Genomic DNA, 15,079 nt, shown 5'->3' with positions numbered 1-15,079 from the left:
GTCACATGCGCCGGGCCTCCAGCACGCGCTGGAGGAACGCCTGGGTGCGGGGGTGCTCCGGCGCGCTGAAGATCTGCTCGGGCGGACCGCTCTCCAGCAGCACGCCGCCTTCGAGGAAACACACGGTGTCGGCGATGTCGCGGGCGAAGCCCATCTCATGGGTGGCCAGGATCATCGTCATCCCGGTCTCCTTGAGCTCGCGGATCACGCCGAGCACCTCGGTGACCAGCGTGGGGTCGAGCGCGGAGGTGACCTCGTCGAGCAGCAGCAGGCGGGGGTCGGTCGCGACCGCGCGGATGACGGCCACCCGCTGCTGCTGGCCGCCGGACAGGCGATCGGGATACTCCCCCGCCTTGTCGGCCAGCCCGAACCGGTCGAGCAGCTCCCGTGCTCTGGCCTCGGCCTCCTCCGGCCGCACACCGTGCACCTTGCGGGGGGCGAGCGTGATGTTGTCGAGCACGGTCATGTGCGGAAACAGGTTGTACGACTGGAACACCATGCCGATGCGGCGGCGCACGTCGTCGGCCCCGGCGCGCACGTCGGTGATCTCGGCGCCGTCCAGATGAATCGCGCCGTCGTCGATCGTCTCCAGCAGGTTGACGCAGCGCAGCAGCGTCGACTTGCCCGAGCCGGACGCGCCGATCAGGCAGACCACCTCGTGCGGCGCGACCTCCAGGTCGATCCCGCGCAGCACGCTCAGCCCCTGGTAGTGCTTCCAGACGCCCTCGATCTTCAGCAGGCTCATGCCGTGCCACCTCCCGTACGACGCCGGGCGGCACGCACGGCGAGATGGTCGGTGAACCGCGCCATCGGCACCGTCAGCAGGATGAACAGCAGCGCGGCCACCAGGTAGGGCGTGAAGTTGAAGTCGAGGTCCTTGTGGATCTGCGCCTGCCGCAGCGCCTCAAGCGGGCCGAGCACGGAGACCAGCGCGGTGTCCTTCTGCAGCGAGACGAAGTCGTTGAGCAGCGGCGGGATCACCCGGCGGACGGCCTGCGGCAGCACCACGTGACGCATGGTCTGGCCCTGCGTCAGCGCCAGCGACCGCGCCGCCGCCCGCTGACTCGGGTGCACCGACTCGATCCCCGCCCGGAACACCTCCGCGACGTACGCGCCGTAGGACAGCACGAGCGCGATGACGCCGAGCGTGACCGGGTCGCTCGGCGCGCCCTGCAACTGGAGCGCGGGGATGCCGAAGCCGACCAGGTAGATGAGCAGGATGGTCGGGATGCCGCGGAAGACGTCGGTGTAGACCACGGCCAAGGCGCGCAGCGGGAAGAACGCCGGCGCGCGCAGACCGCGCACCAGCGCGACGAGCAGCCCCAGCACCAGGATGAGCACCTCGGCGACGAGGAACATCTCGATGTTGAGCAGGAAGCCGCGCAGCACGTCGGGCAGCGCGGCGACGAACGCCTCGGGGCTGAGGAAGGTCGCCCGCACTCGCGGCCACCCCGGCGACGAGGTGATCCCGACGACCAGGATGACCGCCACGACGATCGTGGACGCGGTCGCGACGGAGACGGATCGCCGCGCCCTGCCGCGCAGCTCCGCCTCCCGGCGGAGCTGCCGCTCACTCTTCACCCACGCGGGCCCCACCTGCTCCGCGACTTCCGACGGCACGGGCGAGGCGGCGGACTGCCCGTCGGTCACTTCAGCTCCGGCGCGCCCGCGGCGGCGGTCAGCCACTGGCTCTCGATCTGCGCCAGCTCACCGGACGACTTCAGCTCGCCGAGCGCCTTGTCGACGCAGCTCACCAGCGAGTTGCCCTTCTGGAACAGCATGCCGAACTCCTCGGGCTCGCCGCTGTTCGCGGCGAACTGGCCGACGATCTTCGAGCCCTCCACCTGGGCCGCGGTGACGTAGAAGGCGGTCGGCAGGTCGACGACGATGGCGTCGATCTGCTTGTTCTTCAGCGCGTTGACCGCGTCGACCTGCTGGTTGAACACGCTCGGGTCCTTGGTGGGCTGGATGACCGCGCGCACCGCCTCCAGGGCGGTGGTGCCGGCCTGCACGCCGATCTTGGCGTCCTTGAGCTCGGCGAGGCTCGTGGCGGAGGCGAACTTCGTGCCGTCCAGCGCCACCACGCCCTGCTTGACCGTGTAGTAGCCCTGGCTGAAGTCGACGGCCTTGGCCCGGCTGGGGGTGATCGAGATCTGGTTGACGTCGAAGTCGAACTTCTTGGGCCCGGGGGCGAACGACGAGTCGAACGGCACGACCGCCCAGGCGACCTCGTCCCTGGTGAAGCCCATCTTCCCGGCCACCGCGTAGGCGACCGCGCTCTCGAACCCCTGCCCGCTGGAGGGGTCGTCGTCCTTGAACCACGGCTCGTACGCCGGCTTGTCGGTGCCGATCGTGAGCTTGCCGGGGGTGGTGAGCTTCAGGCTCTCCTTCGCGCACGCGTCCGCGGCAGCGGAGCCGGCCGGGCTCGCGGCGCTCGGGGTGCTGGAGGTGTCGTCCGCCGGTGCGCAGGCGGCGGCCGCCAGCACGAGGGCGCCGGACGCCAGCAGGAGTGAGGGACGGCGCATCACAGCCTCCATCAGAGGGTCTTACTACGAAATCCGCCAAATCGGACGGCAAGATACTAGCGTTCCGTATAACCCGCGTTTACCTGAGGGGAATCGCATCGTCGCCGGGCGACCCGAGAACCGCGAAGGGCCCCTCCCCGACGGACGGAGAAGGGCCCTCGACGGAACTGCGGCGGGTGTCAGCCCGCGACCACCTCGACATCGATGGTGGCGGCGACCTCCGGGTGCAGCCGGACGCTCACCTTGTGAGTGCCGACGCTCTTGATCGCGTTGCCGATCTCGATGCGGCGGCGGTCGAGTTGCGGACCGCCGGCGGCCTTGACGGCGTCGGCGATGTCACCGGTCGTGACCGAGCCGAACAGCCGGCCCGTGTCGCCCGCGCGGGTCTTGAGCTGCACCTTGAGGGCGCCGAGCCGGCCGGCGACCTCCTTGGCGGAGCCCAGGTCGCGAATCTCGCGGGCGGCACGCGCCTTCTTCAGCGAGGCGATCTGCGACTCGGCGCCGCGGGTCCAGCGGAAGGCGAACCCACGCGGAATGAGGTAGTTGCGGCCGTAGCCGTCCTTGACCTCGACGATGTCGCCGGGAGCGCCGAGGCCGGAGACCTCAGTGGTGAGGATGAGCTTCATTGTCCTGAGTCTCCTTTCTCAGCGCGCGGTGCTCGTGTACGGCAGCAGGGCCATCTCACGAGCGTTCTTGATAGCGGTCGCCACGTCGCGCTGGTGCTGGGTGCAGTTGCCCGTCACCCGGCGGGCACGGATCTTGCCGCGGTCGGAGATGAACTTCCGCAGCAGCCCCGTGTCCTTGTAGTCGACGTAGGAGATCTTGTCGTGGCAGAAAAGGCAAACCTTCTTTTTAGGCTTGCGAATTGCCGGCTTCGCCATCGTGGTGCTCCTCTCAGAGCCCCGCATGTCGCGGGAATGGTCGCTCGGTTGTGTTTACGGTGGTGGGACCGGAAGGCCCCGGTGACCTAGAAGGGCGGTTCGTCGCTGAAGTCGCCGCCGAAGCCGCCGCCGCCACCGCCCTGCGGGCCGGCGAAACCGCCGCCACCGCCGGAGCCGTAGCCCCCGCCACCCTGCGGGGCGGGCGCAGCGGTCGCCCACGGGTCGTTGGCCGGGCCGCCGCCGAAGCCGCCGCCACCACCGCCGCCACCGCCCTGGCGGGAGGTCTTGTTGACCTTCGCCGTGGCGTTGCGCAGCGAGGGGCCGACCTCGTCGACCTCGACCTCGTAGACCGTGCGCTTCTCGCCTTCCTTGGTCTCGTACGACCGTTGGCGCAGCCGTCCCTGCACGATCACCCGCATGCCGCGCTGGAGGCTCTCGGCGACGTTCTCCGCCGCCTGCCGCCAGACGTTGCAGGTGAGGAACAGGCCCTCGCCGTCTTTCCACTCGTTGGTCTGCCTGTCGAGGAACCGCGGAGTGGACGCGATGCGGAACCGGGCCACGGCCTGCCCCGTGGGGGTGAAGCGCAGCTCCGGGTCGTCGACAAGATTGCCGACGATCGTGATCTGTGTGTCGCCTGCTGCCATCGGTCGCTTTCGCCTTCCTATCCCGTCAGCTGAGCTGTCAAGGGCTCAGAGTACGGCCCGGGCCCGACAAATCGCCGGGCTTCGGGGTCTGCCAGTGGAGCTCAGTGGAGCTCGGGGCGGAGGACCTTGGTGCGGAGAATGCCCTCGTTCAGGTTGAGCTGGCGGTCCAGCTCCTTCACGGTGGCGGGCTCGGCGGTCAGGTCGACCACGGCGTAGATGCCCTCGGACTTCTTGGCGATGTCGTAGGACAGGCGGCGGCGGCCCCAAACGTCGACCTTCTCCACGGTGCCGCCGTCATTGCGGACGACGGTGAGGAACTGGTCGAGCGACGGCTGCACGGTGCGCTCGTCGAGGGACGGGTCGAGAATGACCATCATCTCGTAGCGACGCATGTGTGATCCAACCTCCTCTGGACTCTTGCGGTCACGACGCCTTGCCGTGACAGGAGGACCCTGCGCTTCGTCCGGGCGGCCATGGCCCCCGGCCTTTATCAGACGCAGTCGAACAAGGCTACCAGCCACTTGGCCATACCCGGCCCGGAGAGTGAAACTGGAGGTCGGAGAGGGGGTAGGCGCGATGCGACTCGCCATCGGCCGCAAGAGAAGGCACCCCGTTCATCTCACGCTGAACACGGACGGCAGGCCGCACCCGCGGGAGAACGCGATGACGATCGCGACGCTGGTGTGCGGCCTGGTGGCGTTCGTCATGGGCTTCATCGTGACGGCCCACATGATCGCGTCATGGGTGGGCGCGGTCGGGTTCTGGGGCGGCCTGTACGCCCAGTTCGTCTCGTCGACCACCAGACAGCGGGCACTGATCATCGTGGGGATCGTGGGGTCGTTCGTCGGCGCCGCGCTGGGCATCGCGCACGGGGGCTTCTTCCCCCGCGGGTTCACCCTGCGCAACTGACGCGCACGCGACCGAAGCCCGGGCGGTCGCGGCGTGGCCGGTCAGCCGCCGATGTGCAGGTCCACGCCGAGCAGCACGAGGAACCACAGGAAGACCGCGATCAGAGCCTGGGCGACCTGCTTGAGGAGAGTGGGGGTGATGTAGTGGTGGAGCCAGGCCACATAGAGGCCGACGAGGATGTAAATGAGAAGGATGAAGCTGCCTAAGCGATATCTCATGCTCGCCTCCTTGGCGACGAAGTAGTATCGCGCGCGGGTTTCGGGGGCGCGCGACACGCGACTGCCCTGGTTCGCACCTTTGAAACAGCGTGTCCCCTTGAAACGCTCTTGGAGAGCGCATAGGGTTCGCCCTCCGCATCCGGCAGCCCCTTGACGCGCAAGCAACGGTGGAGGAACGGCATGGACAGCCACAGCGGCTCCCGCCCGCGGATCGGAGCCCACGTCGACCAGGACGACCCGCTGGCGCACGCGGCGGCCCGCGACGCCGAGGTCGTGCAGTTCTTCCTCGGCGACCCCCAGGGCTGGAAGGGCCCGGTGACTCCCGCCACCGCCGACGCCCTGCGCGCCTCGGACGTGGACGTCTACGTGCACGCGCCGTACGTCGTCAACGTGGCCACCGCCAACAACCGCATCCGCATCCCGAGCCGTAAGCTGCTCGACGCGCACCTCAAGGCGGCGGCGGCCATCGGCGCCAAGGGCCTGATCGTCCACGGCGGGCACGTCAACGCGGGCGACGACCCGCAGACCGGATTCGACAACTGGCGCAAGGTCTTCGAGCGCACCGAGTGCCCGATCCCCGTGCTGATCGAGAACACGGCCGGCGGCGGCAACGCGATGGCGCGCAAGCTGGAGCGCATCGCCCGGCTGTGGGACGCGGCGACGGCGGGGGCGCCGGACCCCTCGGTCGTCGGCTTCTGCCTGGACACCTGCCACTTCCACGCGGGCGGCGAGGAGCTCGCCGGGCTCGTGGAGCGGGTGAAGGCGATCACGGGCCGCATCGACCTCGTGCACTGCAACGACTCGCGGGACGCGTTCGACTCCGGGGCCGACCGCCACGCCAACCTCGGCAGCGGCCAGATCGACCCCGAGTCGATCCTGGAGGTCTGCCGGGCGGCGGGAGCGCCGATCGTGGTCGAGACGCCGTTCGAGGGCCAGGCCGACGACATCGCGTTCCTGCGCAAGCATCTGTAGGCACTCGTCCACACCCTGTGGATAACTCTGCGGATTGAAAACCTCAGGAAGCGGGTACGGCCGCCTGAACCCCCTGCTCGTCCCTCACCCGCGCGGGCCTGCGCGTGGCGCGCCACAGTTGCACGTACGACGTGACGGCCGCGGCGAGGAAGACGAGGTTGCGCAGGACCAGCACGAGCGTCCCCGGCAGGGCGCCCGTCCAGCTGTAGTCCAGCTCCATCCAGGGATACATGACCCCCGTCAGCAGAGCGGCCACCATGACGAGCAGGGCGGCCGGCCGCTGCGTCGGGCCCGGCCGGTCGCGCCGCACCGACAGGATGACGGCGGCGATCCCGATCACCCACACGAGGTACTGCGGCGACAGCACCCGGCTGGTGGCGACCAGGAAGAGCACGGTGGTGAGGGCGGCGTCGTAGTACGACCGCGGGCTGGGGGCCGCGCGCAGCCACCACAGGCCGATCAGCGCCAGCGCCACGGGCGTGGCGGCCAGGCTCAGCATCGCCGCGACGCCCACGCCACCGCCGACGGCCTCCATCGCGCCGTGCCGGTAGGTGGTGTAGCCGTCCCACCAGCCGAGGGCCCGCGCGAGCGCGAGCGGTGTGGCGGCCAGCGACTCGATCTGCAGCCCCCGCTTCTCCTGCGCGGTCAGGAAGTCCAGCGCGTGCGGCACGGTCAGGGCGGCCACGCCGCACCCCGCCACCGCGACGACGAGCGTGAGCCCCGACGCGGTCAGCAGTTCGCGCCACCGCCGCAGGCCGGCGAGCAGCGCGACCGGCCACACCTTCACGAGAAGCCCGAGGCCGATCAGCGGCCCGCGCACCGCAGGGTTGGCCGACGCCGTCAGCGCGAGCACCGCCACGAGCGTGACCATGAGGTCGTACCGGGAGACGAGCACCGGGCCGAGCAGGGCCGCGCCCACGGTCCACGCCCACGGACCCGTACGGCCGCCGCCGCGGCGGGAGGTCGAAAACCGCCACAGTAGGAGCAGGATCACGAGGTCGCACAGCGCCGCCAGCAGGAAGAAGGCGACGTGGTAGCCCAGCGGCAGCAGGCGGGGGGCGAGCAGCGGCAGCGCCGCGAACGGCGGATACTGCCACTTCTCGTCAGCCGCCGGGAACTCGCCCTCCATCAGTATCTCGGACCAGTGGCGGTAGAGGGTGACGTCGTTCCTGAAGGCCTCGCCGTGCCCGGTGGGGATGGTCTGGGTCGCGACGAGGAGGAGCATTCCCCTGGTCGCGGCCCACACCAGCAGCAGGAGCCATGGTGGCCTCCGGCGCATCGCGTCTCCCCCGTTCGTCGCGCACACTCTCACGCGACGCTACGCGATGCCTCCGCTCGGACGGCTCCTGACCGCGCCGTGACGGGCGCGAAATCCGATGTAAGTTTCACGGTCTCACGCCGTCTCCGGCTGCTGCCGGGCGTCCCGTTCGCCCCGCGCGAGGAGCGAACGGCGCAGCACGAGACGGTCCTCGGCGTGGTCGAACACCCCGCCCGACGGGTCGTCGGCCTCCCCCTGGCGTACGACGTCGTGCTCGGGACGCAGGATGTCGCGGACGACGAGGGCCATGAGGACGACGATGGTCAGCGCCCGGGCCCAGACCGACAGGAAGTAGGGGTCGTCGCCGATGCCCTCCCCGGCGTGGTCGGGATACTGGCTGACCAGGTAGAGCCAGATCGAGAAGAAGTACCAGCACTCCGCGACCTGCCAGGCGGCCAGCGCGCCCCACTTCGGCCTGGCCAGCACCGCGAACGGCACCAGCCACAGGACGTACTGCGGCGACCAGACCTTATTGGTGATCATGAAGGCGGCCAGGGCCAGGAAACACAACTGCATCAGGCGTGGCCGGCGCGGCGCGGCGAGCGCCAGCACGGCGACGCCCAGCAGCAGCACCGCCAGCGCGGCCATGGCCATGGTGTTCAACTTCTCGGCGTCACCGAGAAAGGCCAGGAAACCGGGCCTTTCCATGCCGAACCACTGGGTCTTCTGGAAGAAGAACCACAGCCCGCCCCAGTCGGCGCCGCGCTCGCTGCTGAACGCGTAGAACTTCTCCCAGCCCTCGAAGTTGACCAGCATGATCGGCACGTTCACCAGCAGCCACGCGGCGGCGGCCCCGGCGACGGTCTTGACGAACGGCACCCACTTCGCCGTACGCACCGTGAGCAGGAACAACGCGCCGAAGAACATCAGCGGGTAGAACTTGGTGGCGACGGCCAGCGCCAGCAGCACGCCCGCGAGCCACGGCCGGTGGCGGGCCCACGCCAGCAGACCGCCGAGCGCGAGAGCGCCGGCGGCCAGGTCCCAGTTGATGTACGCGCAGAGGATGACGGCCGGGCCGACGGCGTACCAGAGGGCGTCCCAGCGGCGGGCCGGTCCGGCGAGCGCGGCCGTGAGCAGCACGCCCGCGACCAGCGCGATCCCCATGAGGATCACGGTGACGTCGTAGAACACGACCCCGTCGCCGCCCGCGAGCCTGCGGGCGAACTCCATGATCCCGCCGATGCCCACCGGGTATTCGACCGGGTAGTCGACGTAGGGGACCTTGCCCTCGTTGAGCTTCTCGGCCCAGAACAGCGGATAGATGTCGGTGTAGCAGAAGTTCGTGAACTGCCCGACACCGCCGTTCCAGGCTCCGCCGAACCGGCACGGATATTTCCACAGGTAGGCGAGAACGGCGCCGAGCCCCGCGAGAAGCCCGAGAGGCAGGTACGGCACCGCCCGCGCGGCGACCCCGGGCAGCGGGGCGGAGTCGTTCGTGGTCCGGGTCGTCATGCTCGGTATTGCACCATTCAACGCCTCGGCTTGGCGACTCCGCGCACCGAAAGGGCCCGCGGCGGGAGTCGCCGCGGGCCCCTTCAGGACATCGGATCGTGGATCAGGCGCCGCCGCCCCTGCCGTTTCTGCCGTTTCCTGACCCGGGCGGCATGGCGGCCGGGGCCTGGTTGATGTTCAACGGGACATCGTCGCCCCCGGGACCGCCGTCCTGGCCGCCCCCGCCCTGGTCGTCGCCGAGGCCGTCACCGCTGTCACATCCCGGTCCGCCGTCGAAGCAGTTGCCGTCGTCGGGGAAGTCCGTCGGGAAGTCGGTGGGGAACCCGCCGTCCTCCGGCGTCGGCGACGGGCTCGGCGTCGGGCTCGGCACGATGTTCTCCGGGGTGCCCAGCCCCACCTTCTGCGGGAACTGCTCGACCGGCTTGCCCGCGAGCGCCTCCGTCATGAACGTCCGCCAGATCGTGGTCGGCGGGCCGGCGCCCTCAAAGCCCAGTGACACCTCATGCGGCATGCTGTAGCGGTTGTTCGGGCCGTACTTGGTGCTCTTCTTCCCGCCAGGGGTGTCCGGGCAGTTGGAGTAGATAGGCTCCACGACCTTGCCGCTCTTGGTCGCACACTGCTCGCGGTACATGCCGACCGCGACCGACAACTGCGGGGTGAAGCCGACGAACCAGGCTTCCTTCTCGTCGTTGTTCGTGCCGGTCTTGCCTGCGGCCGGGCGGCCGATGCCCTTGCCCGCCGCCGTACCCGACTTGAGGACCTCTTCCATGGCCGCCACGGCGTCGGCGGCCGCCTCCGGCGTGATTACCTGCTTGATCTCCCGCCGCTCGGCGATGACGACCGCCTTGTCCTTCCGGACCTCCTTGACGACGTGGTAGTCGACGTGCTTGCCCTCGTTGGCGAAGATCGAATAGCCGGCGGCCTGCTCGACGGGGGTGACCAGGGCGCTGCCGATGGAGAACTGGTACTTGTGCTCCTTCACGTCGTCCTCCATACGCTGCTTGCCGAGCCCGGCCTCCTCCGCGATCTGCTTCACCGCGCTGAGCTGCCCGATCGTTCCGTTCGCCTCGTCCAGCTTGTACGCCATCGAGGCGAAGGCCGTGTTGATCGAGTGCGAGGTCGCGTAGATGGCGTTGATGGCGGCGGGCACCGAGTGGTCGTTGGTGATTCCGCCCTTCGCCTGACCCGGCAATTCCTTGGGCACGGTCTGGTTGCCGGGCAGGTAGCTGTTCAGGCTGTAGCCGGCGTCCAGCCAGGCGGCCAGCACGTACGGCTTGAACGCCGAGGCGGCCTGCTTCTTCGAGTCGAACGGCTCGTTCCAGGGATCCTTGACGTAGTCGTTGCCACCGTAGAACGCGAGCACGCGCCCCGTCTTGGGATCCACGGCGGCCAGACCGGCGTGGAACTCCTTCGACATGGTGGAGGTGGTGGCGGTCACCGCCTTCTTGGCGGCCTGCATGAGCTTCTTGTCGAAGGTCGAAATGATCTTGTAGCCGCCGCTCCTGACCTGGTCGGGCGGCAGATTCATCCGGGTCTTCAGCTCCTCCAGCACCTGGACGACCATGTAACCCCTGAGGCCGCCGTACTCGTCCCTGGTGTTCGCCGGGACGGTCTTGGGGAACTTGGCCGTGCTCGGCAGCTTGCCGTACTTGGCCGGGTCGAGCCGTGCCATGGCGTTGATGACGTCCTTGAACCGGCTCTGCAACCGCGGGGAGTCGGCGTCCAGGGCGGGCGTCTGGATGCGCGCGGCGAGGTAGGCGCCCTGCTCCGGGGTGAGCTGTTCGACGTGCTTCTTGAAGTACGCCTGCGCGGCGGCCTCGATGCCGTAGGCACGGCCGAAGGGCACCGTGTTGAGATACTGCAGCAGGATCTGGTCCTTGGGCATTTCCTTGTCGAGCTTGACCGCGACGAATATCTCCTTGATCTTGCGCTTGATCGACACTTCCTGGCTCAGGCCGTCGTAGTAATTGCGGGCCATCTGCTGGGTGATGGTCGAGGCGCCCTGGAGCTGCTGGCCGGTGGCCGTCATGTAGACCGACCTGATCATGCCGGGGACCGAGATGCCACTGTCCGTGCGGAAGGTGTTGTTCTCGATGGCGATCACGGCGTCCTGAACGTGCGTCGGCACCTTCTTGATGTCGGTCAGGATGACGCGCGGGGTGCCCACCTTGGCGATCAGCGTCTTGCCGTCGTTGTAGTAGATGGCGCTGCCCTGCGCCACGGCCTCCGCCTGCGTCGCCTCCGGCAGCGGGGTGTTGGCGTAGGCCACCGCGATCATGCCGAAGGTGCCGGCGGCCAGCACGGTGAAGGCCGCCACGAGGATCTTCCAGCTCGGCAGGAAGCGCTTCCAGCCCGTACGGCGCGGCTTCTCGTCGTCCTCGTCGAAGTCGTCGAAATCGCGTGGATCCCGGGGGCCGCGCCCGCCGGGGCCTTCCGGACCACCCGGTCCACCCGGTCCCCCCGGGCCGCCGGGACCACGGCCGCCTCGGGACGGAGGCCTGCGGCGACGGCCGCCGGTCTGGATCGCCTCGGTGCTCTGCCCGTCCGCGTCCCCGCGGCCGTCGCGGCGGAAGCCGCCCGTCGGCATGCCCATCGCCTGGGTGCGCTGCTCCCCGCCGGGAACGCCGGGAACGCCGGGCCGGCCAGGACCACCGGGAGCCCCGGGAGCGCCGGGTCCACCGGGAGCGCCAGGACCGGCTGGGCCGCCGGGGTGGCGCGGGTCGCGGCCCGCCGGCGGGCGTCCGCCGCCCACCGGCCCCCGGGATCCCTGCTGAGGTCCCTGTGCCGGTCCGCGTGCCGGTCCCTGCGGCGAGCCCTGTTCCGGTCTCGGAGGCACCGCGTTCATGGCCGCCGTGTCCTCGAAGGCGGCCGACTCCCTGCGGCGCCGCTCGGGGTCTCCCTGCCGGGCGGCCCGGGGCGGCTGGGGGGCCGGTCCCCTGCCGGGCTGTCGCGGCGGGGCGGGCTCGCCGTACTCGCCGTACTCGTCGGATTCCCTGGTCGAGCGACGGCGGCGCCCAGGGCGGGCTGATCCACCGGAGCCCGAGGCGTCCTCGGGACGGCCGGTCGGCTCCGGTCCGTAGCTGCTGTAAGTCACGCGTCCTCGTCAGATGGTTCGGGGAATTGATCGACGTCGGCCGACAGGCCGGCTGGCCGCCCTCCTGGAGGTGGAGGTCGCCCTACAGAGAAGGGCCCGGGGGATCGGCTGTTCCGAGGACGAACGACACCGCCAGGTGGTTCCAGGAACAACCTTGGCAGACCTCCACCACGTAGACCCGGAATTCGCGGTATTCCCGGGCCATCGTGGTGAGCTCGGCCATCCCTTTTGCCTGGCCGGCTACTCGTCCTAGTTCGTCCCCATATACGTATGTGACGTTGGTCACGTTCCTTCGTTCGCATATGGGGCACGTGCGACTCGTCGGCTCTCCGTGGAACCGGGCCGCGCGGAGCAGATATGGGTGGGCGTCACACACGTCCCGCGCCCGCATGCGGCCGGCGCGGACGGACTGTACGGCCGCCCGCTTAGCGAGGCCGTAGTCCACGACCGACCGCTGTGACCACATACGGCCAGATTACGACCCTTTGCCAAATCTTGCCGAACCGTTGACCCGTTGCCATATATGACACCCCGACGTATCCTGCGGATGTATCGAGTCGATACATCGGCCGGACACAGGAGGTGGTTCCAGTGACGGGCTCTCGTGGAGGTGTGCTGGAGCTCGCCGTCCTGGGATCGCTGCACGAAACGCCCTTGCACGGATACGAGCTGCGCAAACGGCTCAACACGCTGCTCGGCATGTTCCGTGCGTTCTCCTACGGCTCGCTGTATCCCTGCCTCAGGGGTCTGCTCAACGATGGCCTCATCGCCGAAGAGGAACCCCCTGAGGACACGGTCCTCGGCCGCAGGTCGAAGATCGTCTACAAGATCACGGCGGAGGGCAAGGAGCGGTTGCAGGAGCTGCTCAGCCAGTCGGGCCCGTCCTCATGGGAGGACGAAAGCTTCGGCATCCACTTCGCCTTCTTCCGTCACACGGAGGCGGAGGTGCGGCTCCGGATCCTGGAGGGCCGTCGCAGCCGCCTGGAAGAACGCCTCGACCGCGTCCGTGAGGCTCTCGCCCGTACGAGAGAGCGACTGGACAGCTACACACTTGAGCTCCAGCGCCACGGGCTGGAGTCGGTCGAGCGCGAGGTCCGCTGGCTGAACGAGCTGATCGACTCGGAACGGCGGAGCCGTTCGGCTCCCGGCGAGGGGGATCACCCCCCGGATCCCGCGCAAGCCGTACAGGAACAGACCCGGAGGGCGGACACGCCCGAGGCAGATAGGTAAAGGAGCGAGTGCTATGGGTTCGGTGCGCGTAGCCATCGTCGGTGTGGGCAACTGCGCCTCATCGCTGGTGCAGGGCGTCCACTACTACAAGGACGCGGATCCGGGCACCCGTGTGCCGGGCCTCATGCACGTGCGGTTCGGCGACTACCACGTCGGTGACGTGGAGTTCGTCGCGGCCTTCGACGTGGACGCCAAGAAGGTCGGCCGCGACCTGTCGGAGGCCATCGTCGCCTCCGAGAACAACACGATCAAGATCTGCGACGTGCCGCCGCTCGGCGTCACCGTGCAGCGTGGCCCGACCTTCGACGGGCTGGGCACGTTCTACCGCGAGATCATCGAGGAGTCGGACGAGCAGCCGGTCGACGTCGTCCAGGCGTTGAAGGACGCCCAGGTCGACGTCCTGGTGTCCTACCTCCCGGTGGGCTCGGAGGAGGCCGACCGCTTCTACGCGCAGTGCGCGATCGACGCCAAGGTGGCCTTCGTCAACGCGCTGCCGGTCTTCATCGCCTCCGACCCCGAGTGGGCCGCGAAGTTCACCGAGGCCGGCGTCCCGATCGTGGGCGACGACATCAAGTCGCAGGTCGGCGCCACGATCACGCACCGGGTGCTGGCCAAGCTGTTCGAGGACCGCGGGGTAGAGCTGCTGCGCACCTACCAGCTCAACTTCGGCGGCAACATGGACTTCATGAACATGCTGGAGCGCACCCGCCTCCAGTCCAAGAAGATCTCCAAGACCCAGTCGGTCACGTCGCAGATCCCGCACGAGATGGCCAAGGCCGACGTCCACATCGGCCCGTCCGACCACGTGCCGTGGCTGGACGACCGCAAGTGGGCCTACGTCCGCCTCGAGGGCAAGTCGTTCGGCGACACCCCGCTCAACCTGGAGTACAAGCTCGAGGTCTGGGACTCGCCCAACTCGGCCGGCATCATCATCGACGCGGTCCGCGCGGCCAAGATCGCCCTTGACCGGGGCATCGGCGGCCCGCTGCTGTCGCCCTCGTCCTACTTCATGAAGTCGCCGCCGGAGCAGTACTCCGACGACCACGCCCGCGAGGCCGTCGAGAAGTTCATCCGCCGCGAGATCGAGCGCTGACGTCCGTCGCCCACCGCGTGTCCCGCCCCGGCTCCGCTCGATCGGACCGGGGCGGTCCCGTGTCTCCGGGTGCCGGAGTCACGGGATGTCAGCGCGTGTCAGCGTGTCAGCGTGTCAGTGGTTCGAGGTGAGCGGGCGCGCGGCCGGCGGCAGGGCGGCGACGTCGGCCACCGGCCAGGCCAGCGGGTCCGGCCCGAGCGCGACGAGCTGGGGCACCTGCTTCCGGGCCCAGGGTGAGATGTCCAGCTCCCCGCTCATCACCCCGGCGGCGAAGAGCGTCCAGGGCTCCCACCGGACCTCGCCCACCTCCTCGGCGTTGGGCGCGGCCTCCTCGGTCACCACGGCCCGGTAGACCGGGCACAGCTCGTTCTCCACCGTGCCGTTGTCCATCACGGCCCGGTAGGAGAAGCCCGGCAGGACCAGGTCGACGGACTCGACGTCCAGGCCCAGCTCGAACCCGAGGCGGCGGATCACCGCCGACGACAGCGGCTCGCCCGGCAGCGGGTGCCCGCAGCAGCTGTTGGTCCACGCGTCGGGCCAGGTCAGCTTCGAGCCCGCCCGCCGCGACAGCAGCACGCGTCCCCGGTGGTCGAAGACGTAGCTGGAGAACGCCAGATGCAGCGGCGTGTCGGCGCCGTGGACGGTGGACTTGGGAGCGGTGCCGATCGGGTTGCCCTCGCCGTCGACCAGCACGACATGTTCCTGTGAAGTCACTCTGCGAGAGTACGTGATCACCTTGGAAC

17 protein-coding genes are annotated in these 15,079 nt (G+C 69.3%); 4 read left to right on the top strand and 13 right to left on the bottom strand.

The window, feature by feature from the left end; translation table 11 throughout:
* Position 1: 1 nt before the first annotated feature.
* The 7 genes from FLX07_RS23550 to rpsF form a co-directional block, all read right to left on the bottom strand.
* Positions 2-745 (bottom strand): amino acid ABC transporter ATP-binding protein, encoded by a 744-nt coding sequence (locus tag FLX07_RS23550; RefSeq protein ID WP_142573426.1) that lies wholly within the window; start codon positions 743-745, stop codon positions 2-4.
* Complete coding sequence (locus FLX07_RS23545; RefSeq protein WP_229689481.1) at positions 742-1,650, bottom strand: amino acid ABC transporter permease; 909 nt, start codon at positions 1,648-1,650, stop codon at positions 742-744. The genes FLX07_RS23550 and FLX07_RS23545 overlap by 4 nt, the downstream gene beginning before the upstream one ends.
* Complete coding sequence (locus tag FLX07_RS23540) at positions 1,647-2,525, bottom strand: ABC transporter substrate-binding protein (RefSeq protein ID WP_142573424.1); 879 nt, start codon at positions 2,523-2,525, stop codon at positions 1,647-1,649. Before FLX07_RS23540 ends, FLX07_RS23545 begins: the two co-directional genes overlap by 4 nt.
* A 179-nt stretch (positions 2,526-2,704) precedes the next feature.
* Positions 2,705-3,151, bottom strand: a complete 447-nt coding sequence (gene rplI / locus FLX07_RS23535; protein WP_142573422.1) for a 50S ribosomal protein L9 — start codon at positions 3,149-3,151, stop codon at positions 2,705-2,707.
* 18 nt (positions 3,152-3,169) lie between these two features.
* Entirely contained in the window at positions 3,170-3,406 is a 237-nt protein-coding gene (gene rpsR, locus FLX07_RS23530) for a 30S ribosomal protein S18 (protein ID WP_030508621.1), read from the bottom strand.
* Positions 3,407-3,492: 86 nt separating this feature from the next.
* Positions 3,493-4,050, bottom strand: a complete 558-nt coding sequence (locus FLX07_RS23525; RefSeq protein ID WP_142573420.1) for a single-stranded DNA-binding protein — start codon at positions 4,048-4,050, stop codon at positions 3,493-3,495.
* Between the two features lie 101 nt (positions 4,051-4,151).
* Positions 4,152-4,442 carry a 30S ribosomal protein S6 gene (gene rpsF / locus FLX07_RS23520; protein ID WP_142573418.1) on the bottom strand — a complete coding sequence of 97 codons (291 nt, stop codon included), beginning with the start codon at positions 4,440-4,442 and terminating at the stop codon, positions 4,152-4,154.
* A gap of 184 nt (positions 4,443-4,626) precedes the next feature.
* Here rpsF and FLX07_RS23515 point away from each other — a divergent pair, with 184 nt between their 5' ends.
* The gene (locus tag FLX07_RS23515; protein WP_142573416.1) at positions 4,627-4,959 is read left to right on the top strand and encodes a hypothetical protein; all 333 of its coding nucleotides are present in this window, start codon (positions 4,627-4,629) and stop codon (positions 4,957-4,959) included.
* Between the two features lie 41 nt (positions 4,960-5,000).
* On the opposite strand, the gene FLX07_RS36600 is transcribed toward FLX07_RS23515, so the two are convergent.
* Complete coding sequence (locus FLX07_RS36600) at positions 5,001-5,177, bottom strand: hypothetical protein (RefSeq protein ID WP_167530482.1); 177 nt, start codon at positions 5,175-5,177, stop codon at positions 5,001-5,003.
* Positions 5,178-5,357: 180 nt separating this feature from the next.
* Between FLX07_RS36600 and FLX07_RS23510 the strand changes: the two genes are divergently transcribed.
* Positions 5,358-6,149, top strand: a complete 792-nt coding sequence (locus FLX07_RS23510; protein WP_142573414.1) for a deoxyribonuclease IV — start codon at positions 5,358-5,360, stop codon at positions 6,147-6,149.
* A gap of 43 nt (positions 6,150-6,192) precedes the next feature.
* Here FLX07_RS23510 and FLX07_RS23505 read toward each other — a convergent pair whose 3' ends face one another.
* From FLX07_RS23505 to FLX07_RS23490, 4 genes are all read right to left on the bottom strand, one after another.
* Entirely contained in the window at positions 6,193-7,428 is a 1,236-nt protein-coding gene (locus FLX07_RS23505; RefSeq protein WP_142573412.1) for a glycosyltransferase 87 family protein, read from the bottom strand.
* Positions 7,429-7,542: 114 nt separating this feature from the next.
* The gene (locus FLX07_RS23500; protein WP_142573410.1) at positions 7,543-8,919 is read right to left on the bottom strand and encodes a glycosyltransferase family 87 protein; all 1,377 of its coding nucleotides are present in this window, start codon (positions 8,917-8,919) and stop codon (positions 7,543-7,545) included.
* A gap of 103 nt (positions 8,920-9,022) precedes the next feature.
* Positions 9,023-12,013, bottom strand: a complete 2,991-nt coding sequence (locus tag FLX07_RS23495) for a transglycosylase domain-containing protein (protein ID WP_142573408.1) — start codon at positions 12,011-12,013, stop codon at positions 9,023-9,025.
* Between the two features lie 82 nt (positions 12,014-12,095).
* On the bottom strand, positions 12,096-12,479 hold the full coding sequence (locus FLX07_RS23490; RefSeq protein ID WP_142573406.1) for a DUF5318 family protein: 384 nt from the start codon (positions 12,477-12,479) through the stop codon (positions 12,096-12,098).
* 125 nt (positions 12,480-12,604) lie between these two features.
* Here FLX07_RS23490 and FLX07_RS23485 point away from each other — a divergent pair, with 125 nt between their 5' ends.
* Together FLX07_RS23485 and FLX07_RS23480 are read left to right on the top strand one after the other, a co-directional pair.
* Positions 12,605-13,243: a PadR family transcriptional regulator gene (locus FLX07_RS23485; protein ID WP_142573405.1), complete on the top strand. Its 639-nt coding sequence runs from the start codon at positions 12,605-12,607 to the stop codon at positions 13,241-13,243.
* A gap of 13 nt (positions 13,244-13,256) precedes the next feature.
* Entirely contained in the window at positions 13,257-14,336 is a 1,080-nt protein-coding gene (locus tag FLX07_RS23480; protein WP_142573403.1) for an inositol-3-phosphate synthase, read from the top strand.
* Between the two features lie 114 nt (positions 14,337-14,450).
* Here the strand turns inward: FLX07_RS23480 and idi are convergent, their stop codons facing one another.
* Positions 14,451-15,050 (bottom strand): isopentenyl-diphosphate Delta-isomerase, encoded by a 600-nt coding sequence (idi, locus tag FLX07_RS23475; RefSeq protein WP_142573400.1) that lies wholly within the window; start codon positions 15,048-15,050, stop codon positions 14,451-14,453.
* Positions 15,051-15,079 lie beyond the last annotated feature (29 nt).

It is taken from the genome of Microbispora bryophytorum (genome assembly GCF_006874465.1).
Lineage (GTDB): Bacteria > Actinomycetota > Actinomycetes > Streptosporangiales > Streptosporangiaceae > Microbispora > Microbispora bryophytorum.
The sequence above is the reverse complement of the archived record's forward strand: the minus strand, read 5'-3'. Positions and strand labels throughout refer to the sequence as shown.

Coding starts and splice junctions, on each gene's coding strand:
- FLX07_RS23550 (WP_142573426.1), bottom strand. CDS start 745: ATGAGCCTGCTGAAGATCGAGGGCGTCTGGAAGCACTACCAGGGGCTG.
- FLX07_RS23540 (WP_142573424.1), bottom strand. CDS start 2,525: ATGCGCCGTCCCTCACTCCTGCTGGCGTCCGGCGCCCTCGTGCTGGCG.
- rplI (WP_142573422.1), bottom strand. CDS start 3,151: ATGAAGCTCATCCTCACCACTGAGGTCTCCGGCCTCGGCGCTCCCGGC.
- rpsR (WP_030508621.1), bottom strand. CDS start 3,406: ATGGCGAAGCCGGCAATTCGCAAGCCTAAAAAGAAGGTTTGCCTTTTC.
- FLX07_RS23525 (WP_142573420.1), bottom strand. CDS start 4,050: ATGGCAGCAGGCGACACACAGATCACGATCGTCGGCAATCTTGTCGAC.
- rpsF (WP_142573418.1), bottom strand. CDS start 4,442: ATGCGTCGCTACGAGATGATGGTCATTCTCGACCCGTCCCTCGACGAG.
- FLX07_RS23515 (WP_142573416.1), top strand. CDS start 4,627: ATGCGACTCGCCATCGGCCGCAAGAGAAGGCACCCCGTTCATCTCACG.
- FLX07_RS36600 (WP_167530482.1), bottom strand. CDS start 5,177: ATGAGATATCGCTTAGGCAGCTTCATCCTTCTCATTTACATCCTCGTC.
- FLX07_RS23510 (WP_142573414.1), top strand. CDS start 5,358: ATGGACAGCCACAGCGGCTCCCGCCCGCGGATCGGAGCCCACGTCGAC.
- FLX07_RS23505 (WP_142573412.1), bottom strand. CDS start 7,428: ATGCGCCGGAGGCCACCATGGCTCCTGCTGCTGGTGTGGGCCGCGACC.
- FLX07_RS23500 (WP_142573410.1), bottom strand. CDS start 8,919: ATGACGACCCGGACCACGAACGACTCCGCCCCGCTGCCCGGGGTCGCC.
- FLX07_RS23490 (WP_142573406.1), bottom strand. CDS start 12,479: ATGTGGTCACAGCGGTCGGTCGTGGACTACGGCCTCGCTAAGCGGGCG.
- FLX07_RS23480 (WP_142573403.1), top strand. CDS start 13,257: ATGGGTTCGGTGCGCGTAGCCATCGTCGGTGTGGGCAACTGCGCCTCA.